Source organism: Natronorubrum tibetense GA33, assembly GCF_000383975.1.
GTDB classification, from domain to species: Archaea; Halobacteriota; Halobacteria; order Halobacteriales; family Natrialbaceae; genus Natronorubrum; species Natronorubrum tibetense.
Genome location: NZ_KB913017.1, coordinates 3,394,808 through 3,419,665, shown reverse-complemented (window position 1 = coordinate 3,419,665; position 24,858 = coordinate 3,394,808). Strand labels below are relative to the sequence as shown.

The 24,858-nt window shown below is 59.7% G+C and carries 23 protein-coding genes and 1 tRNA gene; 17 read left to right on the top strand and 7 right to left on the bottom strand.

Features of this window, described 5'->3' with window-relative positions:
- The first annotated feature begins 143 nt into the window (after positions 1–143).
- The 12 genes from rpl7ae to NATTI_RS0117410 all read left to right on the top strand — a co-directional run bounded on the left by rpl7ae (position 144) and on the right by NATTI_RS0117410 (position 11,824).
- Positions 144–506 carry a 50S ribosomal protein L7Ae gene (gene rpl7ae / locus NATTI_RS0117465; protein ID WP_006090865.1) on the top strand — a complete coding sequence of 121 codons (363 nt, stop codon included), beginning with the start codon at positions 144–146 and terminating at the stop codon, positions 504–506.
- A gap of 11 nt (positions 507–517) precedes the next feature.
- Complete coding sequence (locus tag NATTI_RS0117460) at positions 518–742, top strand: 30S ribosomal protein S28e (RefSeq protein WP_006064297.1); 225 nt, start codon at positions 518–520, stop codon at positions 740–742.
- Between the two features lie 3 nt (positions 743–745).
- Positions 746–1,144 carry a 50S ribosomal protein L24e gene (locus tag NATTI_RS0117455; protein ID WP_006090864.1) on the top strand — a complete coding sequence of 133 codons (399 nt, stop codon included), beginning with the start codon at positions 746–748 and terminating at the stop codon, positions 1,142–1,144.
- Entirely contained in the window at positions 1,141–1,605 is a 465-nt protein-coding gene (gene ndk, locus NATTI_RS0117450; RefSeq protein ID WP_006090863.1) for a nucleoside-diphosphate kinase, read from the top strand. The genes NATTI_RS0117455 and ndk overlap by 4 nt, the downstream gene beginning before the upstream one ends.
- A gap of 271 nt (positions 1,606–1,876) precedes the next feature.
- Positions 1,877–2,299 (top strand): DUF7344 domain-containing protein, encoded by a 423-nt coding sequence (locus tag NATTI_RS0117445; protein ID WP_006090862.1) that lies wholly within the window; start codon positions 1,877–1,879, stop codon positions 2,297–2,299.
- A gap of 194 nt (positions 2,300–2,493) precedes the next feature.
- Positions 2,494–3,096: a superoxide dismutase gene (gene sod / locus NATTI_RS0117440; protein WP_006090861.1), complete on the top strand. Its 603-nt coding sequence runs from the start codon at positions 2,494–2,496 to the stop codon at positions 3,094–3,096.
- Between the two features lie 146 nt (positions 3,097–3,242).
- On the top strand, positions 3,243–6,302 hold the full coding sequence (locus NATTI_RS0117435; protein WP_019991999.1) for an FAD-binding and (Fe-S)-binding domain-containing protein: 3,060 nt from the start codon (positions 3,243–3,245) through the stop codon (positions 6,300–6,302).
- A gap of 121 nt (positions 6,303–6,423) precedes the next feature.
- On the top strand, positions 6,424–6,756 hold the full coding sequence (locus NATTI_RS0117430) for a DUF5827 family protein (protein ID WP_006090860.1): 333 nt from the start codon (positions 6,424–6,426) through the stop codon (positions 6,754–6,756).
- Positions 6,753–7,592: a hypothetical protein gene (locus tag NATTI_RS0117425; protein WP_006090859.1), complete on the top strand. Its 840-nt coding sequence runs from the start codon at positions 6,753–6,755 to the stop codon at positions 7,590–7,592. The genes NATTI_RS0117430 and NATTI_RS0117425 overlap by 4 nt, the downstream gene beginning before the upstream one ends.
- A gap of 177 nt (positions 7,593–7,769) precedes the next feature.
- Positions 7,770–8,879, top strand: coding sequence for a thiamine ABC transporter substrate-binding protein (locus NATTI_RS0117420; protein WP_006090858.1), 1,110 nt, complete (start codon positions 7,770–7,772; stop codon positions 8,877–8,879).
- A gap of 9 nt (positions 8,880–8,888) precedes the next feature.
- Positions 8,889–10,778 (top strand): ABC transporter permease, encoded by a 1,890-nt coding sequence (locus NATTI_RS0117415; protein WP_006090857.1) that lies wholly within the window; start codon positions 8,889–8,891, stop codon positions 10,776–10,778.
- Positions 10,775–11,824: an ABC transporter ATP-binding protein gene (locus tag NATTI_RS0117410; protein ID WP_006090856.1), complete on the top strand. Its 1,050-nt coding sequence runs from the start codon at positions 10,775–10,777 to the stop codon at positions 11,822–11,824. Before NATTI_RS0117415 ends, NATTI_RS0117410 begins: the two co-directional genes overlap by 4 nt.
- Positions 11,825–11,918: 94 nt before the next feature.
- On the opposite strand, the gene NATTI_RS0117405 is transcribed toward NATTI_RS0117410, so the two are convergent.
- Positions 11,919–12,497 (bottom strand): MBL fold metallo-hydrolase, encoded by a 579-nt coding sequence (locus NATTI_RS0117405; protein WP_006090855.1) that lies wholly within the window; start codon positions 12,495–12,497, stop codon positions 11,919–11,921.
- 147 nt (positions 12,498–12,644) lie between these two features.
- Between NATTI_RS0117405 and NATTI_RS0117400 the strand changes: the two genes are divergently transcribed.
- The 3 genes from NATTI_RS0117400 (at position 12,645) to NATTI_RS0117390 (ending at position 15,456) form a co-directional block, all read left to right on the top strand.
- A complete protein-coding gene (locus NATTI_RS0117400) occupies positions 12,645–13,937 on the top strand; it encodes a helix-turn-helix transcriptional regulator (RefSeq protein ID WP_006090854.1) in 1,293 nt (430 codons plus the stop codon).
- A 97-nt stretch (positions 13,938–14,034) separates the two neighbouring features.
- Positions 14,035–14,109 (top strand) — tRNA-Glu (locus NATTI_RS0117395).
- Positions 14,110–14,328: 219 nt separating this feature from the next.
- Positions 14,329–15,456 carry a tyrosine-type recombinase/integrase gene (locus NATTI_RS0117390; protein ID WP_006090853.1) on the top strand — a complete coding sequence of 376 codons (1,128 nt, stop codon included), beginning with the start codon at positions 14,329–14,331 and terminating at the stop codon, positions 15,454–15,456.
- A 22-nt stretch (positions 15,457–15,478) separates the two neighbouring features.
- Here NATTI_RS0117390 and NATTI_RS0117385 read toward each other — a convergent pair whose 3' ends face one another.
- The 6 genes from NATTI_RS0117385 to NATTI_RS27070 all read right to left on the bottom strand — a co-directional run bounded on the left by NATTI_RS0117385 (position 15,479) and on the right by NATTI_RS27070 (position 22,309).
- Positions 15,479–16,858, bottom strand: a complete 1,380-nt coding sequence (locus NATTI_RS0117385; protein WP_006090852.1) for a site-specific integrase — start codon at positions 16,856–16,858, stop codon at positions 15,479–15,481.
- 333 nt (positions 16,859–17,191) lie between these two features.
- A complete protein-coding gene (locus NATTI_RS0117380; RefSeq protein ID WP_006090851.1) occupies positions 17,192–17,818 on the bottom strand; it encodes a hypothetical protein in 627 nt (208 codons plus the stop codon).
- A gap of 449 nt (positions 17,819–18,267) precedes the next feature.
- Complete coding sequence (locus tag NATTI_RS0117375) at positions 18,268–19,002, bottom strand: hypothetical protein (protein ID WP_241434353.1); 735 nt, start codon at positions 19,000–19,002, stop codon at positions 18,268–18,270.
- 27 nt (positions 19,003–19,029) lie between these two features.
- A complete protein-coding gene (locus tag NATTI_RS0117370) occupies positions 19,030–20,862 on the bottom strand; it encodes a transposase (RefSeq protein ID WP_241434350.1) in 1,833 nt (610 codons plus the stop codon).
- 332 nt (positions 20,863–21,194) lie between these two features.
- Positions 21,195–21,431: a hypothetical protein gene (locus NATTI_RS27075; protein ID WP_241434349.1), complete on the bottom strand. Its 237-nt coding sequence runs from the start codon at positions 21,429–21,431 to the stop codon at positions 21,195–21,197.
- Positions 21,432–21,763: 332 nt separating this feature from the next.
- Positions 21,764–22,309 carry a winged helix-turn-helix domain-containing protein gene (locus NATTI_RS27070; protein ID WP_241434348.1) on the bottom strand — a complete coding sequence of 182 codons (546 nt, stop codon included), beginning with the start codon at positions 22,307–22,309 and terminating at the stop codon, positions 21,764–21,766.
- A gap of 392 nt (positions 22,310–22,701) precedes the next feature.
- Here NATTI_RS27070 and NATTI_RS0117355 point away from each other — a divergent pair, with 392 nt between their 5' ends.
- Both NATTI_RS0117355 and NATTI_RS0117350 read left to right on the top strand, forming a co-directional pair.
- Positions 22,702–23,361, top strand: coding sequence for a hypothetical protein (locus tag NATTI_RS0117355; protein WP_006090846.1), 660 nt, complete (start codon positions 22,702–22,704; stop codon positions 23,359–23,361).
- A 52-nt stretch (positions 23,362–23,413) separates the two neighbouring features.
- On the top strand, positions 23,414–24,760 hold the full coding sequence (locus NATTI_RS0117350) for a BNR-4 repeat-containing protein (protein WP_241434347.1): 1,347 nt from the start codon (positions 23,414–23,416) through the stop codon (positions 24,758–24,760).
- Positions 24,761–24,858 lie beyond the last annotated feature (98 nt).

Sequence of the window (24,858 nt, the reverse complement as noted above, 5' to 3'; positions counted from 1 at the left end):
ACGCTACTGGCGTAGTACACCCTACGCGGGGTTGATGATGCTCCTAGCCTCACAGGACTTCCGCCGGAATCAGTTCGGCACGGGTGCCCAGCACCCGGACGGCAGGGGAGCGCGAGCCCACGTGTAGGAGAGGTGAACAACCAATGTCAGTCTACGTAACAACCGACATCCCGGCCGACCTCGCAGACGATGCCCTCGAGGCACTCGAGGTCGCACGAGACACAGGACGCGTAAAGAAAGGAACGAACGAAACGACGAAAGCGATCGAGCGCGGCAACGCCGATCTCGTCTACGTCGCAGAAGACGTCTCCCCCGAGGAGATCGTCATGCACCTGCCCGAACTCGCCGACGAGAAGGGCATCCCGGTCGTCTTCATCGAGACCCAGGACGACGTCGGCCACGCTGCCGGCCTCGAGGTCGGGAGCGCCGCCGCGGCGATCGTCGACGCCGGCGAGGCGGGCGACGACGTCGAAGATATCGCCGACAAGGTCGAGGACCTCGACTGAGGTGATCAGAGATGAGTGCTGAAGAGGAAGAAAGCGGCTCTACGCCCGCCGAGGTCATCGAGATCGTCGGCAAGACCGGCATGCACGGCGAAGCCATGCAGGTCAAATGCCGAATCAAGGAGGGCGAGAACCAGGGACGAATCATCACCCGAAACTGCCTCGGGCCGGTCCGCGAAGGCGACGTGTTGCAGCTTCGCGAGACCGCTCGTGAGGCAGACTCCATCGGAGGACAATAACCAATGGTCGAGAAACGTACGTGCGACTACACGGGCGAAGAGATCGAGCCCGGCACGGGCATCATGTACGTCCGCAAGAACGGCAGTGTGCTCCACTTCGTCGACTCGAAGGCGGAGAAAAACTACAAGCTCGGTCGTGAACCGCGCGATCTGGAGTGGACCGAGGACGGTCGCCGTAACAAGGGGCCGGCCGAGGATACCACGCCCGCTGCCGAGGACGATCAAGACGAGGTCGCCGACGCCGAAGCTGACGACGACCTCGAGACCGAGGACGAAGCCGTCGACGAAGACGACGACGCCGAATCCGCCGGTGACGAGGACGTCGCCGAGGACGAGGATGTCGAAGCCGAAGCGGAAGACGACGGCGAGGACGAAGCCGAAGAGACCGAGGCCGAACAATGAGCGACCACGAGCGGACCTTCGTCATGGTCAAGCCCGACGCCTTCGCGCGCGGGCTCGTCGGCGAAGTCATCTCCCGACTCGAGGACCGCGGTCTCAAACTCGTCGGGATCAAAGTGATCAACATGCCCGAGGAGCGGGCCCAAGAACACTACAGCGAACACGAGGATAAGCCGTTCTTCGACGGCCTCATCGAGTTCATCACCGGCGGTCCGGTCGTCCCGATGGTCTGGGAAGGCCAGGATGCGACCCGTCAGGTCCGTCAGATGATCGGCGAGACCGACCCGCTCGAGGCCGCACCGGGAACGATCCGCGGCGACTACGCGCTGGATCTCGGTCGAAACGTCGTTCACGCTGCCGACCACGAGGACGATGGCGCGAACGAACGCGAAATCGCGATTCACTTCGACGACGACGAACTGATCGACTACGATCAGCACGACGCCGAGTGGCTCTACGAGTAGTACGTCGAGGCTCGTCTCGGCTCGAACGCAGCGATTCGCCCGATCGATTCTTCATTTTCTCGCGTCTAACGTACAGTCGACATCAAAAACAGACGGTTAAGAGCGACGACTGTAATCTCGTTGGCAGCGGCCACCACCCAGTAATTATACCGGAGATTATATTGTGGAGAATGTACATGTGTTTTTCTAGGTAGACGCAACATCTAATGGGACGGCTGCAGAAGAGACGGTTGGTGGTTTCGAATGGTAACACACGGTAGGTGGTTCGTGGATGCGTAAAACCGAGCGAGAGTCGACGAAGATCACGGCCGAGGTGACGCCGTCGCTCGATCTGATCTTCGATCTTCTCTCGAACCGCCGTCGACGGTACGCGCTTTACTACATGCACGACCAACCGGACGGCGTCGCGACGCTCGACGAACTCACGACCGCGGTCGTCGACCTCCAGCAGGCGGACTCGAGCCAGGAGGCAGCCATAGCAGATGAAGCCGACTCCGGCGACGACACCGATTTCGAGACCGACTGCGACCAGCGACAACTGCGAATCCGAACAGAACTGCAGCACACGCACCTGCCGAAACTCGAGGACGCCGGCGTTCTCGACCACGATCGACGCAGTGAGACCGTTCGATACTGGACACAGCCCTCGCTCGAGGAGTGGCTCGAGCACGCAAAACACAAGGAACTCTCGTAGACCGACGGCGACGACGTGGTCCCCCGGCCCGGCTGAAAGGTTTAACCCCCGACCCGTGGTGAGAGTACTGGTGGCGGCGTATCACGCGAGACGAACCACACGAGGGGAGTGCGATCGCCTGTGCGGCATGATACCGTTTCTCTCCTCAAAACTTAACAGGCGAGATGCAGATACAACACTACAGGTGAATTCCAATGACTGACCACGAACTTCCACCACTTCCGTACGATTACGACGCGCTGGAGCCATCGATCTCCGAACAGGTCGTGACCTGGCATCATGACACCCACCATCAGGGCTACGTCAACGGTCTCAACGCCGCCGAGGAGACCCTCGCGGAGAACCGCGAGTCGGGCGATTTCGGCTCGACGCCCGGAGCCCTCTCGAATGTCACCCACAACGGCTGTGGACACTATCTCCACACGCTGTTCTGGGAGAACATGTCGCCGAACGGCGGCGGCGAACCCGAGGGCGACCTCGCCGACCGCATCGAGGAGGACTTCGGCTCCTACGAGGGCTGGAAGGGCGAGTTCGAGGCCGCTGCCGGCGCCGCCGGTGGCTGGGCTCTGCTGGTCTACGACCCGGTTGCCAAGCAGCTGCGTAACGTTGCGGTCGACAAGCACGACCAGGGCGCACTCTGGGGTTCGCACCCAATTCTCGCCTGTGACGTCTGGGAACACTCCTACTACTACGACTACGGTCCGGACCGCGGCGAGTTCATCGACGGCTTCTTCGACGTCGTCAACTGGGACTCGGCCGCCGAGGAGTACCAGAAGTGCCTCGACCACTTCGAGTAACGTAGCTGCCCGGAAACGCGACGACTCGGCAATCTTGACGTTTTTTGACACACGTCCCCGATAGCCGCGCCGCCAGTCGGTCGCGGTCGGCGACATCGTGTGAAGCTCACACGCACTGTTTTGGTTCTCGGTGGTCGAGTGCTCGTATGGCTACGGAACGAGTCGGCGGCGAGGACCGACCGCTCGAAGGCACCACGAACGCTGATCGGGACGATAGCGATGGCGACGCGGACGGCACGGGCGGCGACCTCGCGGCCGCCCTCGAGGTCGCGGTCGACGGCGACGTTCGCTTCGACGAGTACACCAGAGTGCTGTACGCGACCGACGGAAGCATCTACGGCGCACAGCCAGCGGGCGTCGTCTTCCCGCGGGACAGGGACGACATCTGCTCTGCGGTCCGCGTCGCGGCCGACTACGGCGTCCCCGTTCTCCCCCGAGGTGCGGGCTCCTCGCTCGCCGGACAGGCGGTCGGTCCGGGCTGTATCGTCCTCGACCTGTCCCGACACATGGATGATATCCTCGAAATCGAGCCGGATGACCAGCGGGCCACCGTCCAGCCCGGGGTCGTTCAGGACGACCTCGACGACGCGCTCGAGCCCCACGGCCTCCGATTCGCGCCCGACCCAGCGTCGTCGAACCGGGCGACGATCGGTGGCGGGATCGGCAACAACTCGACGGGTGCACACTCGGTCCGCTACGGCATCACGGACGCCTACGTGGAGGAGTGCGAGGTCGTTCTCGCGGACGGCTCGCTGATTCGCACGCGGGACGTCGTCGTTGACGGTCCAGAGTGGGACGAGATCGTCTCGAAGGACGACCGCGAGGCGGAGATCTACAAAACCGTCCGCGCGCTCGTCGAGGACAACGCCGACGAGATCGAAGACCGATATCCGACCCTCAAACGCTGTGTCAGCGGTTACAACCTGCAGAAAGTGCTGCGGGAGAACGACGCGGGAGACGATGTCATCAATCTCTCGAAGCTCGTCGTCGGCGCGGAAGGCACGCTTGGCGTCGTCGTCGAGGCCGAACTTTCACTCGTCACCCGCCCCGAGACGACCGCGCTCGCGGTCTGCTGTTACGACGACCTGCTCGAGGCGCTGGCCGCGGTGCCCGAGGCGCTGTCCCTCGAGACCAGCGCAGTCGAACTGATGGACGATGAGGTGTTCCGACTGGCGGCGGAGTCGCCGGAGTACGCCGAGTACGCGGAGCCGATCCCCGACGGCACAGCGGCGGTACTGATGGTCGAGTTCGATTCCGAGATGGTCGACGACCTCTCGGCGGCACTGACGAACGCGACCGCACGGCTCGTCGACGAGGGAGCGGCGTTCGACTCGATCGAAGCGCTCGAGGCCGAAACCCAGGACCGACTCTGGAAGCTCCGCAAGGCGTCGATTCCCCTCCTGATGAGTATGGACGGCGATCCGAAGCCGTACCCGTTCGTCGAGGACGCCTCGGTGCCGCCGGAAGAGCTCGCAGAGTACGTCGCGAGTTTTCAGGAGATCCTCGCGGATCACGACACGACGGCGGCCTACTTCGCACACGCCGGCGTGGGGACGCTGCACATCCGGCCCGTACTGAATCTCAAGGACGGCGACGGCGTCGAAAAAATGCGTTCCATTGCCGAGGATGTCACCGACCTTGCGCTCGAGCACAACGGCGCGTTCTCGGGCGAGCATGGGGACGGGTTGGCGCGGACGGAGTTCAACCCGAAGCTGTACGGTCCCACGCTCTGGCAGGCGTTCAAGGACGTGAAATCCGCCTTCGATCCCGACTGGCGGATGAACCCGGGGAAGGTGGTGTACCGCGACGACGTGGGCGAGCGGACGGACATACGGGAACACCTCCGCTACGGCCCCGACTACGCCTCGCTCGAGCCCCAGACGACACTTGATTTCGACGACGACGGCGGCTTTTCCCACCTCGTCGAACTCTGTAACGGCTGTGGCACCTGTCGCCAGACCGACGGCGACGTGATGTGTCCGACCTATCGAGCGACCGAGGAGGAGATCGCGACGACCCGCGGACGGGCCAACCTGCTCCGGGCGGCCATCAGCGGCGAGATCGATCCCGAGGAACTCTACAGCGACCGGTTCCAGGAGGAGGTTCTCGACCTCTGTATCGGCTGTAAGGGCTGTCAGAGCGACTGTCCGACCGGGGTCGACCTCGCGAAACTCAAAGCCGAGGTGAAACACCAGTCCCACGAACGCAACGGGACGAGCCTCCGCGAGCGCCTCTTTTCGAACGTCGATCGGCTCGCCGCCGCTGGGAGCGCCGCGGCCCCGGTCGCCAATCGAGCGACGAAGCTGCCGGGCGCGCGGACGGCCCTCGAAAAGACCCTCGGAATCGCGTCGGAGCGAACGCTGCCGGAGTTCCGGCGGGAGACGCTGGTCGACTGGTTCGCCGATCGGGAGTCGACCGTCGATCCCGAGGCGGCCACCGCGGGGGTCGTCCTCTTTCCGGACACGGACACAAACTACTCGAACCCAGCTCCCGGTAAGGCCGCCGTCCGGCTCCTCGAGGCTGCGAACGTCCGCGTCGCGGTCCCCGACCTCGGACCGACCGGGCGGGCGGCCTACTCGAAGGGGCTGCTCGACGACGCTGCCGAACACGGCGAGGCGCTGCTCGACGATCTCGATCCCTACCTCGAGCGGGGCTGGTCGGTCTGCTTCGTCGAGCCCTCGGACGCGGCGATGGTGGTCGACGAGTACCGGTCGCTGCTCCCGGGCCGCGTCGACGACGAGCGACTCGAGCGACTCGTCTCGAACGCCTACGGCGTCTGCGAGTATCTCGACACGCATCACCTGGACGAACGGCTCCCGGTCGACCACGAGGACGCACGCGAGCGAGTGACCTACCACGGCCACTGCCACGAGAAGGCTCGCGGCGCGGACCACCACGCGGTCGGCCTGCTCAGACGCGCGGGCTACGCCGTCGACCCCGTCGATTCGGGCTGCTGTGGCATGGCCGGCTCCTTCGGCTACGAGGCCGAACACTACGATCTCTCGCGGGCCATCGGCGACCTGCTCCGCGAACAACTCGAGGCGAGTGCGGCCGAGGTGGAGACGGCGAACGGAGACGAGACTACGGTCGTCGCCCCGGGGACCTCCTGTCGCACCCAGATCGGGGACTTCGAGGCGTACGATCGGCCGCCGCATCCGATCGAACTGCTCGACGCGGCGGTCGCTGACGGCGAACGATTGCGATAGCGTACAGCGATTCCAGCGGAATGTACCCTCGGTGTGGTCTCGGCGGTAACACCACCCCGTGGCCCAACCGACGGGTCGAGAACGAACGATTTAGGCGTCCGAGACCGATAGCACCCAGTAGATGCCCGTTTCCAAGTCCGAGTTCGACAGTCTGCCGCCGTGTGACTTCTACACGCCCGCGGAGTTGCTCGAGGCCGACCAGATGTACACCGTCTACGAGATCGCTCGCCTCCTGCAGGGGCTCGATCCCGACGCGGAGATCGACCAGGGGACCGAAGACGTCCTGCTCGACTGGACGATCCCCTGGATCATGAACAACGCCGACGATCTCGTCGTCGCCGAACCGCGTTCCGACGACGAACCCGCCCATTACGGGCTGAAAGAGGAGGAAGAGGGCGACGAAACCGACGCTGACGACAGCAGCGGCGACGAAGCCGACGACGACACCGAATGATCCTCCTCGTGGTCGGTGCCGACCGCGTCGACGCCGGCAAGACCACGTTCTCGGCCGGCCTCCTCGAGCGAACCGGGGGCGTCGGCTACAAACCACGTGCGGGAAACGACTACTGGTTCGACCACGACGACTGCCGGTCGGCGCTCGCCGACGGCCGGCTCTACGGTAAGGACGCGAAACGGCTTGCACGGGCCGAAGCGCGCGGCCGCGAGCCCGAGCGGCTCAACCCGGTCCACCGCCTGTGGCGGCCCACGCCGGGCGGCGGGTCCGGACTCCTCGGAAGGTCAGATCGCGAGTTCCTCGTCGACCGCGTCGGTCGGCCGGGTGTCGACGGTGACGGGCCGATATTCGTCCGTAACGCAACCGCCGAGATTCCGGACGTCGTCGCCGACGCGCTCCCGCTCGAGGACGCCATCCCCGTCGAGACCGTCGGCCAGTTCAACGAACTCGCCGAGGAACGGTACGTCCCCGCGTTCGAACGACTGGCGGCCGAGATCGAATCGACCGACGTCGCCGTCGTCGAGTCCTACAGCGACATCGCCCAGCCGCTTCAGTCACTCGAGCACGCGGCGATCAGCGCCGTCGCGGCCGTCGAACCCGGCCGCGCGCGGATCTACGCAAGCGATCGGTACTGTCGCGCCTGCGAGATCGCCAGTTCGAGCCCGAAAGACGGCGCGCTCGAGAAACGCGTCCCGGACGTACTCGACTATCTCGAGCCGCTCGAGCGGATTCGGCTACCGGCGCTCGGCGGTGACGCACGAGACGATCCGGCACGGATCGCGCGGGCGTACGGGGAGGCCTACGACGCGATGCTCGAGGCGGCCCAGAGAGTTTGAGAACTGATGACACTGCTGAACTCCGGTTCCGACGCCTGAGGCCCGCTATCGGAAAGACCCTGCCTCGTTGGCCCCGTATTTCCCTCCTTCGAATCATCGATATCCGTCGATTCCGGTTCCAGAGACCGCAAATTCAGTATCAGAGGGGTTAAAACCACCCAGTGAAACAACCGTGTAATGAGACGACGAACGTTCGTCGGTGCAGTCGGTAGTGGGGCCGCGCTCGGACTTGCTGGGTGTCTGACACAGGATGACGACGAATCGAACGATTCGAACGGCGATCCCGAACCCGAAGATCTCGATCTCGAGGGGACGCTCGAGGTCGTCACCTACGAATCGATGATCGACGGTGACAACCCCGCCGGCCCGTGGCTCAAGGAGGCGTTCGAGGAGGAGTACCCCGACGCCGAACTCGAGTGGACCCAACTTCCGAGTCAGGGGATCAACCACTACATCCAGCTCGAGGGCGATATCGACGCCGACGTCTACGTCGGGTTGAACATCGACGACCTCGTGAGCGTCGACGACCGTCTCGAGGAGGGCGGGCTCTTCCGCGAACTCAACGCGGATCGTATCGACCGTTCGAGTCGGATCCGCGACGGACTCGATATGGGCGACCCGCACGACCGCGTGCTCGCCTACGACACCGGGTACATCAGCCTCGTCTTCGACGAGACCGAGGTTGATGAACCCGAGACCTTCGAGGACCTGACTGAACCGGCGTACGAGGACGCCCTGATCGCTCAAAACGCCCAGACCTCGGATCCTGGACAGGCGTTCTTGCTGTGGACGATCGACGCCTTCGGCGAGGACGGCTACCTCGACTACTGGCGGGACCTCCGGGAGAATGGCGTCCGGACCCTCGAGGACTGGTCCGAGTCCTACTACGGCGCGTACATGAACGAGGAGCGACCGATGGTCGTCTCCTACTCGACGGACCAGGTGTTCGCGAGCGCGGAAGGAAACGACCTCTCACGCCACCAAGTCGGCTTCCTGAACGACCAGGGCTACGCGAACCCGGAAGGGATGGCGATCTTCGAGGATGCCGACAGCGTCGATCTCGCCTACGAGTTCCTCGACTTCGTCCTCTCGAACGACGCCCAGGCTGAGATCGCCGAGCGAAACGTCCAGTTCCCCGCGGTCGAGGACGAGTACGTCGATCTCGACGACGAGTTCGATCAGTACGCCCACGTGCCGCCGGAGGCGGTGACGGTCGGCTACGACGACCTCCGCGGAAACCTCGACGAGTGGGTGGACGACTGGGCGCGCGAGTTCGCCAGCCAGTAACCGACGGCCGTGTCCGCTACAGGTCGCGTCGCACCGGGTCGCGTCCGCGCGTGGCTCGAGCGCCACGCAATCGGACTGACCGCGCTCGTGACGGCGGGAATCCTCGCCGTCATGCTGTATCTCCCCGTCGGCGTCGTCTTCGTCGAGGCCGTCCTCGAGGACGGAACGCCGACGCTCGGTCACTTCGCCGACGTACTGACGGATCCGTTCTACTTTGGGGCGCTCGCGGATGTTTTCGCGGAACCGCTGGCGGTCGGCACGCATCTCGGCTCGCTCGTGGGCTGGCTCGCCACGATTTCGATTTCGCTGACGCTCGAGTATCCGTTCCCCGGCATCGACCTCCCCGTGCCGTGGCTCGCCGTCGACACGCCCGGCGTTCGGAAGGGACTGTTCGGCTTTACGGCCTACCAGGCCGCGCTGTCGACGGTCGCGAGCGTCGCGCTCGGGTTGCCGGCCGCGTACGTCCTCGCGAACTACGAGTTCTACGGCCGGCGAACGCTCCGATCGCTGACGATCCTCCCCTTCGTCATGCCCGGGATTCTGGTCGCGGTCGGCTTCTACGCGATGTTCGGGCGAGCGGGGACGCTCAACGGGCTCCTCGGGACGGTCGGTCTGGGTCCCTACGCGTTCATCGAGACCAGTCCGCTGACGGTCGTCATCCTCGCCCACGCGTTCTACAACGCGCCGCTAGTCGCCCGGCTCACCGTCGCTGCCTGGGAGTCCGTCGACGCCCGAACCGTCGAAACGGCACGTAGCCTCGGCGCGAGCGAGCGACGGGCCTTTCGGGACGTCGTCGTCCCGCAGCTCGCCCCGGCCGTCCTCACCGGCGCGCTGTTGACCTTCATTTTCACGTTCATGACATTCCCCATCGTGCTCGCGCTTGGCGGACTGCAGCTCGCGACCGTCGAGGTCTGGATCTACGACCGCATCCAGCGACTCGACTACGCCGAAGCCGCGACGCTTGCGATCCTCGAGACGATCCTCTCGCTGGGGCTGACCTACGCCTACCTTCGCTACGAGTCCGCACAGACCGGATTCTCACAGGCACCGTCGCCACCGCCGAAGGAGCGACTCGTCCCCGACCTGCGGACCGCTCTCTCGCCGCGGCGACTCGCGATTTTCAGCTACGGGCTCGTCGCGCTGGTGCTCTTCGTCGGACCGATGGCGAGTCTCGTCGCCGGAGGTTTCACCGACGGCTCCGGCCTCACGCTCCGGAACTACGCGTTTCTGCTCGAGCGCCAACTCGAGGGCGCGAGTTTCCAGACGCTCCCGCTGCCGGCGATCCGGAACTCGCTGCTGTTCGGGGTTGCGACGCTTCTAATCGCCGTGCCGATGGGCGTCGTCATCTCGGTGTTGACGGCCCGTACCGGCCGCAGCGGGACGATCGTCGACACCCTCGCGATGCTCCCGCTCGCCGTCAGCGGCATCGTCTTCGGAATCGGACTCCTACAGGGGCTCGTGTTCGGCATCCCGCTGCCGGGCGGCTGGCGCTTTCAGGTGACCGGCGCTGTCGCGATCGTCATCGCGCACGCGGTCGCCGCCTATCCGTTCGTCACCCGAAACGTCTCGCCGCTGCTGACGAACCTCGATCCGGCGATGATCGAGTCCGCTCGCGCGCTCGGCGCTTCGCGATTCCGCGCGCTGCTGGACGTCGAACTCCCGCTGGTCGCGAACGGCATCGTCGCCGGCGCGGCATTCGCCTTCGCCATCTCGATCGGCGAGTTCTCTTCGACGGTGATTTTGGCCAGCGGCGGCGAGAGCTACACCATGCCCGTCGCCGTCGAACGCTACCTGGGCCGTCGATCCGGACCCGCGATCGCCATGGGGACGCTGCTACTGCTCGTGACGGCAGCGAGTTTCGTCGTCATCGACCGCGTCGGGGGGAGGTACGAACTGTGACCGAGCTCCGACTCGAGGGCGTCTCGAAACGCTACGAGACCGGGGCAAGCGAGACCGCGGCGGATGCGCTGCAAGAGATTGACCTCACTGTCAAAGACGGCGAGTTCTTCACGCTCGTCGGCCCCTCGGGCTGTGGGAAGACGACCACGCTCAGAACGATCGCGGGCTTCGAAGAGCCGACCGACGGGACCGTCTACTTCGACGACAAACCGATGGCTGGTGTGCCGCCCGAGGATCGCGATGTCGGCGTCGTCTTCCAGAGCTACGGCCTCTTCCCGCACCTGAGCGTCGCCGAAAACGTCGGCTACGGGCTCCGATTCCGGAACCCGCCCGGCGGGGTAAGCGTCGACGAGCGCGTCGCGGAATTGCTCGAACTCGTCGACCTCGAGGGAACGGGGAGCCGTGACCCTGACCAGCTATCAGGGGGACAACAGCAGCGGGTCGCTTTGGCCCGCGCGCTCGCGCCGGCACCCGACTTGCTCCTGCTCGACGAGCCGATGAGCGCACTCGACGCCCGCCTCCGGGAATCGCTGCGCCGCCAGCTCACGCGGATCCAGTCGCGACTCGATATCACGACAGTCTACGTCACGCACGATCAGGAGGAGGCGCTCGCGATTTCGGACCGGCTCGCGGTGATGAACGACGGCCGAATCGAGCAGGTCGCCTCGCCCCAGACGATCTATCGCGAACCAAACACGCGCTTCGTCGCCGAGTTCGTCGGCGACAACAACATATTCGAGGGGACGGTCGTCGCTCGAGACGCCGATCGATGCGTGGTCGATGTTGGCGGGAAAGCGGTCGAGGTTCAGTCGATTCCGGACGGCACGGATCGAGTACACTTTTGCGTCCGGGCGGCCGCGTTGTCGCCCACGGTCGAGCGGAATCAGTTTCCGATCTCCGTCGAGACCAGCGAGTTCCGCGGGGAGACCGTCCACGCGTACGGCCGATGGAACGGCGTTCCGATCGTGCTACAGCTCGAGGAGGTTCCAGCGGACGAGATCACCGTGGGGTTCGAGCCCTCGAGTGCGCACGTGCTGGAGCCGTGACGGTCTCGCGGTCGGGACGGGCTGATCGGGGCCGTCCGTGGCGTCGAGAGCGATTCGACGCCAGCAGATGGACGCTGTCTCGGCAGCCCGCCGCTCAGGCCTGCCGGGCCATTCTCGCCGACAGCTCCACGTGATCGTACGGGTTGTTCGTCACGCTCGGGCCGTGTCCCGTGTGCATCTCCTCGAGGCCCTCGTCGATCCGCTCGAGTAGCCGATCGATGCTTTCGATCAATAGCTCGCGGTCGCCCTCCTCGAGGTCTGTCCGGCCGAAGCTCCCGTTCTGGAAGACGAGGTCGCCCGCGAAGAGGATCCCCGCGTCGGCCGCGTAGAAACAGAGGTGATCGTTCTTGTGCCCCGGCGTGTGGAGCGCGACGTACTCGTCGTCGCCCAGTTGGACCGTCTCTTCGTCCTCGATGGCGTGATCGACGCCGTCGATCGAGGTGTCGTATCCCCACGTGTCGACGTCGAAGGCGTCTGTGACGGCCTCCAGGTTGCCGACGTGATCCCGATGGGTATGGGTGAGAACGACGGCGTCAAGATCGTCGACTCGCTCGCGGATAGCGCTGACGACGTCGAAGTTCGCTCCCGGATCGATCAGGACGGTTCGCTCGCCGTCGACGAGATAGACGTTGCTCGTGAACACCTGGACGCCCTGCGCGAGATTGGCGATCATGGCCGTGGCTACGCCATCGACTGGTTTGTGCGTATCGACACGCTGCGAGGAGTGGTATCTCCGCTCTGGGTCGACGACCTCGTGACTACTGCCAGCGGGTTCCGGTATTCACAAGCATTTTTAGCTCCGCCACGTAGTGGTAGACGAATGAACCGGTCGGTCTCCGTCGGCATCGTCGCCCTCGTCGTCATCGGTTTTCTCGCCGGTACCGCCGGTATCGGGGTTCCGATGGCGATGTCCGACACCGATGTCGGCGAGAGCGCCTCGTCTCAGTCGATCACAGCGACGCAGCCGACCGCTCAGGACTCGAGTGCAACTACCACGGTAGCCGACGAGTCGATCGCCAGCGACTCACAAGATTTCGACACGACGACGTTCCAGATCACCGTCCACGAAAACGGCAGCGCGACGTGGACCTTCCAGCACGAACAGCGCTTCGACGCCGAGAACGAATCCGAAGAGCGCGAGGCGTTCGAGGAGTTCGCCGAAGAGTTCGAGGAGGAAGAGACCGGACTGTACGAGCGGTTCGTCACGCAGGCCCAGCGGATGACCGACAGCGGCGCCGAAACGACCGACCGGGAGATGGAGGCGACGGGGTTCAACCGATCCGCGACGGTCGATGATCGCTTCGGAACCCGGGGGATCGTCGAGATGTCGTTCACCTGGAACGGGTTCGCGGAGGTCGAAGACGGGACCGTCGAAGTCGGCGACGTCTTCGAACAAATGTATATCGGCTCGGATCAGTCGATCGTGATTATCGCCGGCGACGGCCTCACGTTCGATCGTATCGGGCCCGAAGACGGGGCCCAGCCCTCACACAACACGCTCGAGAACGCCGACTCGGTGCAGTGGCAAGGTGAACAACAGTTCCTGGACGGCAATCCGCGCGCCGTCTTCGTCACGGACGGTTCGGGCGGCGAGAACGACGAGACTGGCTCGGCCGTTTCGCCGATCACGAACGGCGACGACGCGGCGTGGTACCTTGCTCTCGGCGCGCTCCTCGTACTGGGGATCGGTGGCACCGCTGTCTGGTACCGACGCCGAAATTCGGGATCCGAGACCGACGGTCACACGGCTACCGACGCCGGCGCCACGGCGCAGTCGAACGTCACATCGGCCGAGCAGACGGATCTGGACGCAACGGCGTCGTCCGCAGGCGAGAGCCACGACGAAGACTCGACCAACGGTGCCAGCCCGCTGGCCAACGAGGAACTGCTCACCGACGAGGACCGAGTCATCAAACTCATCCGCGAGAACGGTGGCCGAATGAAACAGGTCAACATCGTCGAGGAGACCGGCTGGTCGAAGTCCAAGGTCAGCATGCTCCTCTCCGATATGGAAGAAGAGGGAACCATCAGCAAGCTTCGCGTCGGCCGCGAGAACATCATCAGCCTCGAGGGGTTCGAACCCGAGGCGACCAAATCTCCATTCGAGGAGTGACGGTCGTGTCACCGCTCGAATCTGTGGTACGACGCAACAGTGACGGATCGAAACGGAATCCTTAAACTGTCCTCCGCACAACTATGTGATGTAGTACGCTCCGTTGGTGTAGTCCGGCCAATCATATTGCCCTCTCACGGCAATGACTAGGGTTCGAATCCCTGACGGAGCATCTTACCCCGCCGCCTTCTCGTGGTTTTCGCCGTGAACTAACCATAGGTAAACGTATGTTCACGGGCAATGCGATTCAAATGATGCATCGACCCCGACGCCGTCTTGCGATTCGGTTTTCTCGTGAGGCAATGCGGTTCACGGGGGAAAATCGACCGCCGTCTTGCGATCGGCGAAATCGAGGGGCACTCACCCAGGTTCCCACCTCGGAGGTCAGGCAATGAAAGACGCCGATCAGGCAACCGACCCCCTCGATCGGATCACGCTCATCCCTGGTCCAACTGAAGAGTTACTGAACGAACGACAGTACCTCGACTACCGGAGCGAGCGAGAACACTGTCTAGACTGGTTGTTGACGTTTGGGAAGGATCCCAAGACAGCTGACGGCTATGCTGAGACAACGGTCAGTAACCGAGCATTCCGGATGGACCAATTCTATCGCTGGGTCTGGGATCACGAAGGAGGGTACACGTCCAACCTCACTCACGACCACGCTGACAGATACTTGCGTCACTTAGCTGGTCAACAGAAGTCAAACGCGCACAAAAATTCGTGTCGGAAGGCCCTGATGATGCTCTACAAGTGGCGGCATCATCAACGAGGTGCGGACAAGTGGGAGCCAGAAATCACGTTCTCCCGCAAAAACCAATCAACGACACCCCGGGATTATCTGACGCGCGAAGAACGGACCGCAATCCGAGACGCGTCGCTGGAATATGGGAGCGTCCCGAGTCGTGATAGCGTCTACGGCGACGAACGAGACCAGTGGGTGGCGTATCTTGCCCAGCGGTTCGGGAAACCAAAAGCAGAGGTGACGGAAGCAGACTGGGAACGCGCGAACAATTGGAAAATCCCCAGCCTCGTTGGGGCAAGCCTCGATGGGGGACTTCGCCCGATCGAAGTTGAGCGCGCACGAACAACGTGGATTGACATCGACAACGGTGTCCTTCGAATCCCGAAAGAAGAGTCGTCAAAGAACACGGAACACTGGATCGTCAGCCTACAGAACCAGACCGTCGAGATGTTAGACCGCTGGCTGACGCAGCGATCAACGATCGAGAAATATGACGACACCGACGCTCTCTGGCTCACCAGAAAGAAAAATCCCTACCAATCCGCGTCACTTCGAAACCTACTCCATCGGCTCTGCGAGATTGCAGACATCTCCACCGAGAATCGACAGATGAGTTGGTACGCGATCCGCCACTCAACGGGAACGTACATGGCGCGCGAAGAAGGACTCGCTGCAGCACAGACACAGCTCCGTCATAAGTCCCCAGAATCGACGATGAAGTACGACCAAGCGCCAATTGAGGACAGGAAGAACGCGTTGGACCGAATGGGCTAGCTCTCCATTCCCAGGGGCGAAGTTAGTCCTCTGTTTCGTCGTGGAGAATTTGCTTCGTGATATCGACTCGGGATTCTGTAGTGTCGGGGATTACAGCGTCAATATGGACGCCTCCTCCATGTGTTGTGGTGACCGCAGAGGACGGATCTCCTGCGTTCTGTGCTGACGAAGTGTTCGCGTTACGCGTCGACGATGTAGTCTGTTCTTCTTCCTCGTAGGGGTTGTAATTTGGATCTGCTGCTGCCTTCGTTGCCTTCCGCCGTGTTTCATTGAGTCGGAGTTGAAGCTTTTCGACTGGGGTTTGGTTGTATCGCTCCTGTGTTGTTTCGAATCGTTCGTGACGCAACTGATCGTTAGCTTCTGACAGTTCTCCTTCTGCCGTGACGTTCCGTCCCATCGTTTGGCGGAGACTGTACCAGACAATCTTTCGATCGTCAGTTTTGATGCCTGCTTCTTCGCAGAGACTTCGAAGAAGATTACAGAGGCTCCCTGATTGGTAGGAGTTCCCCTCTCTATTAAGCCAGATCTTGTTGCTGCCGTCGTATTTACTGAGGTGGCGTCGTTCCTGCATCCATCCACTCATCGAATCCGCAGATTCATCACTCAGACCGACTTCTTCTTTTTCGCGCTCTTTACAGGAGTACTCTGTCGGGATTGTGAGTGTCTTTGTTTTCGGGTCGTACCAGCGCGTCTCGGCGTTTGCAATTTCGATCGGGGCTAATCCAGCATCAAATCCAACGGTCACCAGTGAATGGGTTTTCCCGCTCCAATCGGCATGGAGCCAGTCGTTCCGCGTGACATCTTCTTTCGGAATCCCGAGGCGTTGTGCAACGAGACCGTCAACCCGTTCTCGCTCGTTAACTGGTGTATCGTAGTACGATGGAAGCACTCCGTACGTTTCTGCTTCTTTGAACAACTTCCCTAATTCGCGGTAAGTGAACCGGTATGCGGACTCACCTTTCTCATCACTGAAGTTGATCTTGGGCTCCCATTCGTAGTCCATCGATCTTTCATAATACCGCCACTTGAAGTAACACTCCAGCGTGTCGGAGAATTTTCTCTTCGTTGATTCACCGTACTCTTCGTCTTTATTCTTCCCGCGTTGTTTTGTGATCTCTGCTCGGTCAATCATCAACAGAAGCGCGTCTGCGTGCTCATCTTCGATTTTCGACGGATCATCCGGTTCGAAATGTGTGATCGAGAGCCGATGAAGCTGATCGAGACGATTGAGGTAGTTCTTCGCCGTTGTTCTGTTGAGTCCGATTTCTCGCCTTGGATTCTTCCCCTCATTGATCATCCAATCGTGAAGGTCACTATACTTTCGCTGCACATCTTCTGCCTCATCACCGAGTTCTCTCCGCAACTCTTGAGTGATAGCAGCCGTTGGCTTTGCATTCGTCATTTGACGCAAACCGGCCTATTACCTTTTTAGTTAAAAACCCTCTCTCTTGAGTGATTTATGGAGTTATATTTCAATATTAAAAATTGAAGGAATTTATCGGTATATGCGCTCGTGGAGCTATCTATTGGCATATAGGAAACGTAGCGAATTAGCCGAACGGAATGGCCTCTAGAAAGGATCACTCAATCGTTTCAACAATGAATTCTTCAAAATCACAACACAGCGTCTTTCACCACGACTCTTTTTTTCACCTCCTCAAGACGAGTATCGGGAATCATCTCGGCGCTCACGATACAGGGACACTTGCCCTTGCTAACGCCCCCGGAGATCTGATCAAGTGTCCGTGCTGTCAACGTCCTCTTCGTAGTACTCGGCGGCTTCTTCAGCTGTTGAGGTTGACGTCTCGAACGGTTCGTCAGCGCCGTCCTCAATATAGAGGGTCTCGAATGTCTCGGGAAGAGAGTTCGCATTGTACGCGTATCTGCCGATAAGCACACTGATTACGATTCGTTCACCGATGAACTCACCAGCAGCGTACGCCGTCTCGTTAAGATCCTCATCCTCATCCGGGTCAGAGTACCCCTCCGGGTACTCAACCACTATTTCGGCCGTATTCCCGTCGTCAGTATAGCTGACGATCTCGCCTTCCATGTATAGTTCGTCGCCTTCCTCAGAGTTGTTTATCATCTCGATACCTTCGAGAAGGTTCTCAAGTGCCTCTTCATGCCGTTCCTCAGGAACATCTACCTCGAAATTGTACGTGTCAAGACCAACGTTGTCACTGCCTCCAGCATCTTGTGCGTCCGATTCGCCTTCGGATTCCGTGGATTCGCCGTCATCAGAATCGGTCTCGTCCTCACTGTCATCGTTCCCGTCCGTTGGTGACGTATCCAGACAACCTGCGAGACTGATCCCACCAGCGACCGCTAAGAGTGACCGTCGAGATAGCCGGCTTTGCATGCCTTCATACTGCTCGAATCTGAGTGATAAGTATTGGCAACGTAGGACCACTTGAGTCAAATTATATTTGATCAGTTGGAATCCGAGACCCAGTCTAGAAATCCCCTAACTGGGTTTCGATGACCGAAATAATTCGGCGAGTCGTGTGACCTCTTCATCAGGTAGAGTCCTCGGATTAAGCACTGGGGCCGCTTCAAGATCATTCGGACTGGTCGCGTCGAACCTCCGTCACGCGTCTTCGTGTAGTCACGAACGACGAGATCAAAGGGGTCACTGTTTAGAAATGCACGCAAGGCTTTCAATTTCGTTTCAGTGAACGTTGCATTGTAGAACGTGAATAGGTTGTTTATTTTAAGAGTTCGTTCAGAACAGCCTGGTGGGCAACGATATCGTAACACTGCTCGGGCGTATCGAAACCGTGTAATCAGAATACACTGTATTGGGACCATTCAATCAGTCGATGTGGTTGCGTGTGGTGAGAGGGTATACCAAGTTGTGGTGGCGTTATCAGCGTAGAGGGCGGTGAGGCTGAGTGTCTGTGTGGCGTTGATTGTGAATCGGAATTGGTCTGTTCGCCGATTCAAAGCCTTGTGCATCGAGAGGAATTTATCGACAGGGTAGGTGGCACGAATGGAGGTTCCGGTGAGTGTGAGTATGTCGTCTCGAGTCAGTTGAGAGGTCATACTGTCCGTGTCCCCAGTGGCTGTGAATTGAACCACCGGGTCACTGCGTTGAGTCTCAATGGTGATGGTTTCGCTGCAAAGATTAGCGGCGACGAGAGATTGTTTGAGGGGAGTAGACTCACTAGGAACGGTGAAGACGGCAGCAACAGGTTGAGTCGAGTCGTTCTGGGTGCGTTGGTAGATCGTATTAGGGTCGATACAGTCCGCGCAGTACGTTGAATCAACTATCGAAATGGTGAATCGGTCGCTATGTGGTGGGCTGGTTATCGTGACTGGAGCAGTAGACGAGAAGCAATGTAAAAATTCAGTTAGTCGGTCAACGTTGATACCGAAGGACTGTTCGCTGGGCGTATACGCAGTGCACGCCTCGGAAGGGATGGTCACAGTCACGCTGGCCGTCTTGTCTGTTCCGAGTGCATGGAGAACGAGTGCATCACCGTCAGCGTAGACGATAACTTCGTTAACCAGTGCAACGACTGGGGCAAGCGCGTCACGGAGCATTTTCGCAGAGAGGCAGGCGCGCATTGATTAGTTCTCTCGACCGTCTGCTTCTCTGAAGGCGACATCCCGGATAGCAGTGAGCAATTCTTGGTGCGTAACGGTCAACGGGAGGTTGTACTGTGGGGAGAGGACACGGTTGATCAGCGCATGCCAATTAAAGAACAGCATGGCGATGTTGGCGCAGTACACTCGTATCTTGACGTTCTTGGAACCACAGACGGGGTGGAAGTCGTGTTGATACTGGCGCATTGCCGTTTCGATCGACCAGCGATCATCGTACCGGGACTTAATCATCTCTACTGACACGTCCTCATCCGTCATGTCTGTAAGATACACCGTATGAGTATCGGCGCGATCATCAGCAGCAGTCTCTGTATTTGAGTCTCTGAAATGCACGAGTGTCTGCTGGCCGTGGAGGCGCTTCGGGAGAGCAAATGCGTTGGGCGCTGGCGTTGCGCTTGTGACGTTGAGTCCGGAACGGAATCCGCGGTTGTCTGTCGGGATCTCGCGTATGAATTCTTGAACACGGTTCCTGCGTTGGGCTTTGATCACCCAGCCATCGCCGATGTGTTTCCGAAGCGTCTCGATGACCGACCCGTCGTAGAATTCTTTGTCGCCGAACACGTGCCGGATGTGGGCGTAGGTGGTTGCCGTCGCAAGCAGGTCATCAAGAACGCTGTCATGCAGGTCCTTGCTCTTTACGAGGTTAACACCGAAGCACACACGTGCGTCCTTGGTGACCGCGATAAGCACGCCGTACACCCAGTCCGGTGTGGCATCTGTCGCTGATCGACGTTTCCCGATAGTCGCTTCAAGAGGGTAACCCCACCACGTGATGTCTACTGTGTCGAATGCGAGATCCAATGGGTTATCGAACAAACCGAGCGTTTCACCTCGCTGTAGTACCGAGGCGTTCGCTGCAGCGAACTGTGTCTCGATTTCATCAAGACGGAGTGAGTCTGATTTGATGTGTTTGAGCAAGCTCTCTCCCGTAGGGAGTCGGTCGGCATCGTACAGCCACGCTGCCGTGGTCGGGAGAGCAGTGAGACCAGTATTCTGGAGTGCACTGTGAGCGAGCACGCCGATGTATTCTTCCATGGTGTACGAGGCATTCTCTGCACGATCGAACGTGAGTGTCTCAGCAGCGTCCGAGAGTAAGACTTTCACCCAGTTTCGAATCGCCTCTCGGCGCGTCTCTGCTGATACAGGATACTTGTTGATGCTCGTTATTGGGGAAAGGTCCCAGTGTTCCATTACTTCCTCTGGGACGTGACGACAGTTCCGCCACACGGCGTGAACCGCGCGCTCGCTTGCATTCTTGATGGGGCCTGCCAGTCCCTCGTCAGCGAGTGTTGAGACACGCCGGTAGAACGAGGAGTCACTGGGCATCTCACTCAGTTCGATCCGACTTGCAATCACGGGGTGATCATCCAAATGCCGGGTGAGTTTCAGGATTGAGTTGAACCCCCACGCATCGTGTAAGAAGAGGGCGTAAAGGTACGGTTGCTCGATCGGAATTGCGGTTATGTCAATACCGACCGCATCGAGCGCGCGATCCGCGACAGCCAGCACAGCGTCGTCGAACGCTGCGGCGGGTTCGGTGTTTCTAATCTTCTTATCGTTGCGGGCAGCGAGTTGTGCAGTGAGGTGGGCCCGGTAACGTAATTCCTGCTGGTTTTCGACTGGATGCTCGACAGCAACGTCAGTATCACGCCCTCCGAGACCCACGTCATCATTGGTCTCGTCGCCATGACTGCCTGTGATGTCAACACTGTACGATCCATCAGCGTCAGTACCGAGATCGCAAGCGTATGCGTCCGAATGGGATATTTTCGCTTTTCCTGATTGGTGACTTGTCATAGTTCACGTCTGCTTCCCGCCCTCTCCGGGATAAGTACTTGCCCCGGGAGAAAATCTCCAAAGTTCACATACCATAGGGCATACTTTCCCTCACAGATCAGCTGTCACTCACCCCGTCGCACTCTGGCGATTTTACCCCCGTGAAGATTGGTAGATAATAAAACCTCGTCCCGAGAAAGTTATATTTCCTCTACACGTTTAGCTGCACTTTCCTTCTCTGAGCGGGATACTGGTCTCACAGCCGTGCTTGAGAAAATCCATGCATATTCCAGGAAACTTGTGTGCAAGTGGATACCTGACAAAGCCGGTCGATCCTAACAAGTTTATCCGCGTCACTCAGAGTCGTCAAGCCGGTCGGCGAGCGCGTCCATCACTTCCCACAGGAGGCCGGACACCGAGCGTGCACCGAACGAAACCGGCTCGTAGGTGTATGTGTCATCCGCGTCATCGCGCTCCTGATAATGAAGTAGTCCATCGACGTGGGGGTTCGGTTCACAGTGGAACCCGCAGTCGAGCCCGTCAGTTTCGCTGTAATGGATGGTGTAGTACGCCTGTATCGGAGTCCGCATCCAGGTATCGTTCGTACGGTCGGCCGCTTCGGGACCTGGTAATGGATCCGGGATCCACGTCACCCGGAGAGACGCAGTCTCTGCTGGGCGACCGAACCACGATGGATCGAGCGTGGCCCGTAATTCCCGGTACTCGTCCGGTGGTTCCCCCTCGATAGATCGAACGGCAGGGTGTCGAGCCAGTTCGCCACGTAACTCGCGCAAAATGCGGTGTCGATCACGACCCGGATCCGAACCCCCATCGAAGCGAACACGTCCTCGGGAGGAGTCAGGCGAAGCGCGTCGGTGGATGTCAGTGTCGGACTGGTTCTTCGACACGTCCCGGTCGCCGGTCATATGGTGACTGACGACGAGTCAGACGTCCAGGTGTCGTAGTTCTTGATCGCGTCCTGCACAAGCGAGAGCCGATACCGGGCGAGTTCCCAGTCGCTTGCTGCCCGCGTCAATTCGTATGCCAGCTCAGCAGAGACATCGTCCACAGCTGCTCGTTCACGGAGTGCGTCGGGGGAGTCAGCGTCATACTCGGCTTTCCACTCCGCGATATCTTCTTTCAACGCCACTGCCTGCTCTGAGAGTTCCCGTTTTGTCGTGTCTTCGAGTAACTCCCGGATGTCTCGGAGTCGCGTGTACAGCGGATCCGGATAGTAGTGGCGGACCCCGTCCTGCTCGGTCGCCATCACGACACCAAGATCGATGAGTCGACGTAGATGGTCCCGCGCAGTATTCGGAGAGACGGCTGCCTCTTCAGCGATCCAAGAGGCGGGTCGGGACTCCGAAAGCGTCATCGTGACCGACTTCACCCGATCAAACGCCGACGCGTGCTCCTTCCACGCCCCTACCCATTCTGGCTCGTCGCCGGACGCATTTTCGGGCGGCATACGCTACAGTAGCCGCTTGAGCATAATAATTCTACCCCACCTCAAATTATTGCGCACTACCTGCTAGTGTACTGGTCTCGGTTTCTGGCTGAATATCTCGTCGATATTGTCGACTTTGCTTAGCTATAACAGATGACCCAACTGGTTCGTCAACGCACGTCGTGGCGAAAAGGAAGGGTGAGAATGCTCATTACTTAACAGTAGCTGGTAGTACGGTTTCTTTATTCAGAGTTCTCCGTGAAAATCGCGGTAAGTACAGAGGATATAGAGAACGCCGTAGAAACGACTGCCGAGACGGTCGCGTCACACACTCGTTTTGTCGGCCCAGATGATCCTGAAGAAATCGAGGATTTCACCGTTCGAGATGGTGATGTTTGGGTAGAGGTGGACGAATGACGAGAACGAGATTTGTCCGCTGGAACGGAGACTGGCTGGAGATCGAGCCAGAGGTCGCTGGCGTGCTAAATGGTTGGGTCTTGGAAGACTGGGAAGACGACTCTCTGGGGTGGGGTAGGAGGTTTGACGACGTTCCGTATGCCTTTGATGAACCCGAGGACAGCGAGGCTGTAACGACAGCACGTGTCGGGTGGGACGTGCTTGCGGGAGACCCGATCGTATCGAATAACTCCCTCACATTGCCCGGCGATGCAACCTCTGGGATAGAAACTCCAGCGCCAACGACAGCCGGAACTTGGAGTTTTGAGTTTCAGTTCCAGACGATTTCCGACGGAACTGGCGCGTTCACACCAAATATAATTCGTGAAGACACCGACAATCGATGGCGTATTTCGGTCATTGAGAATGGTGGTTTAGAACTTCGGTATGACGAAGGCGGATCCACGTCCACTGTTGTTTCATCTACATGGCCTGTGGATACTGATCCTCATACCGTCTCCGCAGTACACGACGGGGATGGGAATTGGGAGTTGTTCTTTGACGGCGTTAGTGAGGGTACCGAAACGGAAACGTTCATGCCATCTAACCCTGAGATATTTGCGCCAATTAACACAGCCGACCACGACCTCGATGTGACCAGAATAGAGGTGTTCTAATGTATAGAATCACAGACGGTACGTTTAATCAACACCACTCCAACCACGGGGCATGGAACGCCGCGATTTCCTTGTCTCGACGGTCGGTGCAGTTGGTCTTTCGGGATGCTTGGCAACTAACCAGGAGGCAGAGGTAATGTCTGAAGTACTTGTCTCCGATGGGGCATGGTCAGTCCATCAACGTCCGCGCGCAGTCCGCGTTGAAGACACGACCTATGTCGGTTGGATGGACTCGCGTGGCTGGGTCGGTATCACGGCCTACGATCACAACGACGGAGCGACCGAATCAGTGAGGGTGTCTGACGAACTTGACTGGACAGACGATCACTCATCCCCTGCAATCCACGTCCGCGACGATGATCGATTGATTGTCTACTGGACCGATAGGGGCGAAGGGACAGAAAATATGGATTATGCGATCAGCGAAAACGCGCTGGATATATCGTCGTGGGGGAGTACACAGTCGTTCACGTCTGCCGACGTGGAAAACGTCGACTATCCACAGCCCGTTCCGTGGGATGGCGAGCTACGGCTCTATTACCGAGTCGGAGGCCACATTGACGGGAAATGGAAATATCGCGTGTCGACAGATGGTGGAGAGACCTACGGCAGCGAACAGGACTTTGTAGATTTGGTCTCGGAAGCCATTTACATCCACCCGTACCAGCATGAGGATCGATTACACTTCGCGCTCGGAGATCATCGTATGGATACGCCTGCGATCCGTCACTGGTATCTCGAGGGCGGTGACTATCACGAGAGCGACGGTACGGTGATACAGTCCGGCGATCAGGAGTTAACGGATGAGACGGAACTCACGCTGGTCTACGACGGCGAAGCCAGTGGGAACAATCCGCCGAAACAATACGATTTGATTTGTGATGGCGCTGGACGCCCTCACGTTGCGTTTACCGAGCACGTCGAAACTGGGGAAGGTGGCGGAGATGGAGACTATCGCGCTCGTTGGGCTAAGTGGGACGGCTCAGAATGGGTAATCGGAAGTGAGATCGTGGAGATGGGTGGCTCACTCCCCGAGGAACATTATTACGAGGGTGGACTCTCGCTGGACTCCCAAGACCCAACAAGGGTCTATGCATCCGTTGAAACCGATAACCGGAACTACCAGATACAGGAATGGTCGACCGACGATGATGGGGAATCGTGGTCGTCAAAAGACTTATCGCCAGCAGATGAGTCTGTAACTCGTCCGACGAAACGCGGTCGACCCATCAGCCCACGAGGCCACCAAAACGACTTGCCAGTTATTTGGTGGGCCGGGCGGTATGACCATTTCAATTACTCGCAGGGAAGTGGATACGACACAAAAGTACAGCGTCAAGATACGCCGACCGAATACGTCCGAGAGGGGAATAATTGGATCTACACCGATCACTCCTGACGCGGTTACTTAATACACCGGACCGGACCTTATGAGCTATGCTAATGACTAGTACTCAGCTCAAACAGATGTTTTATATGGTGACTGTCACACCAACG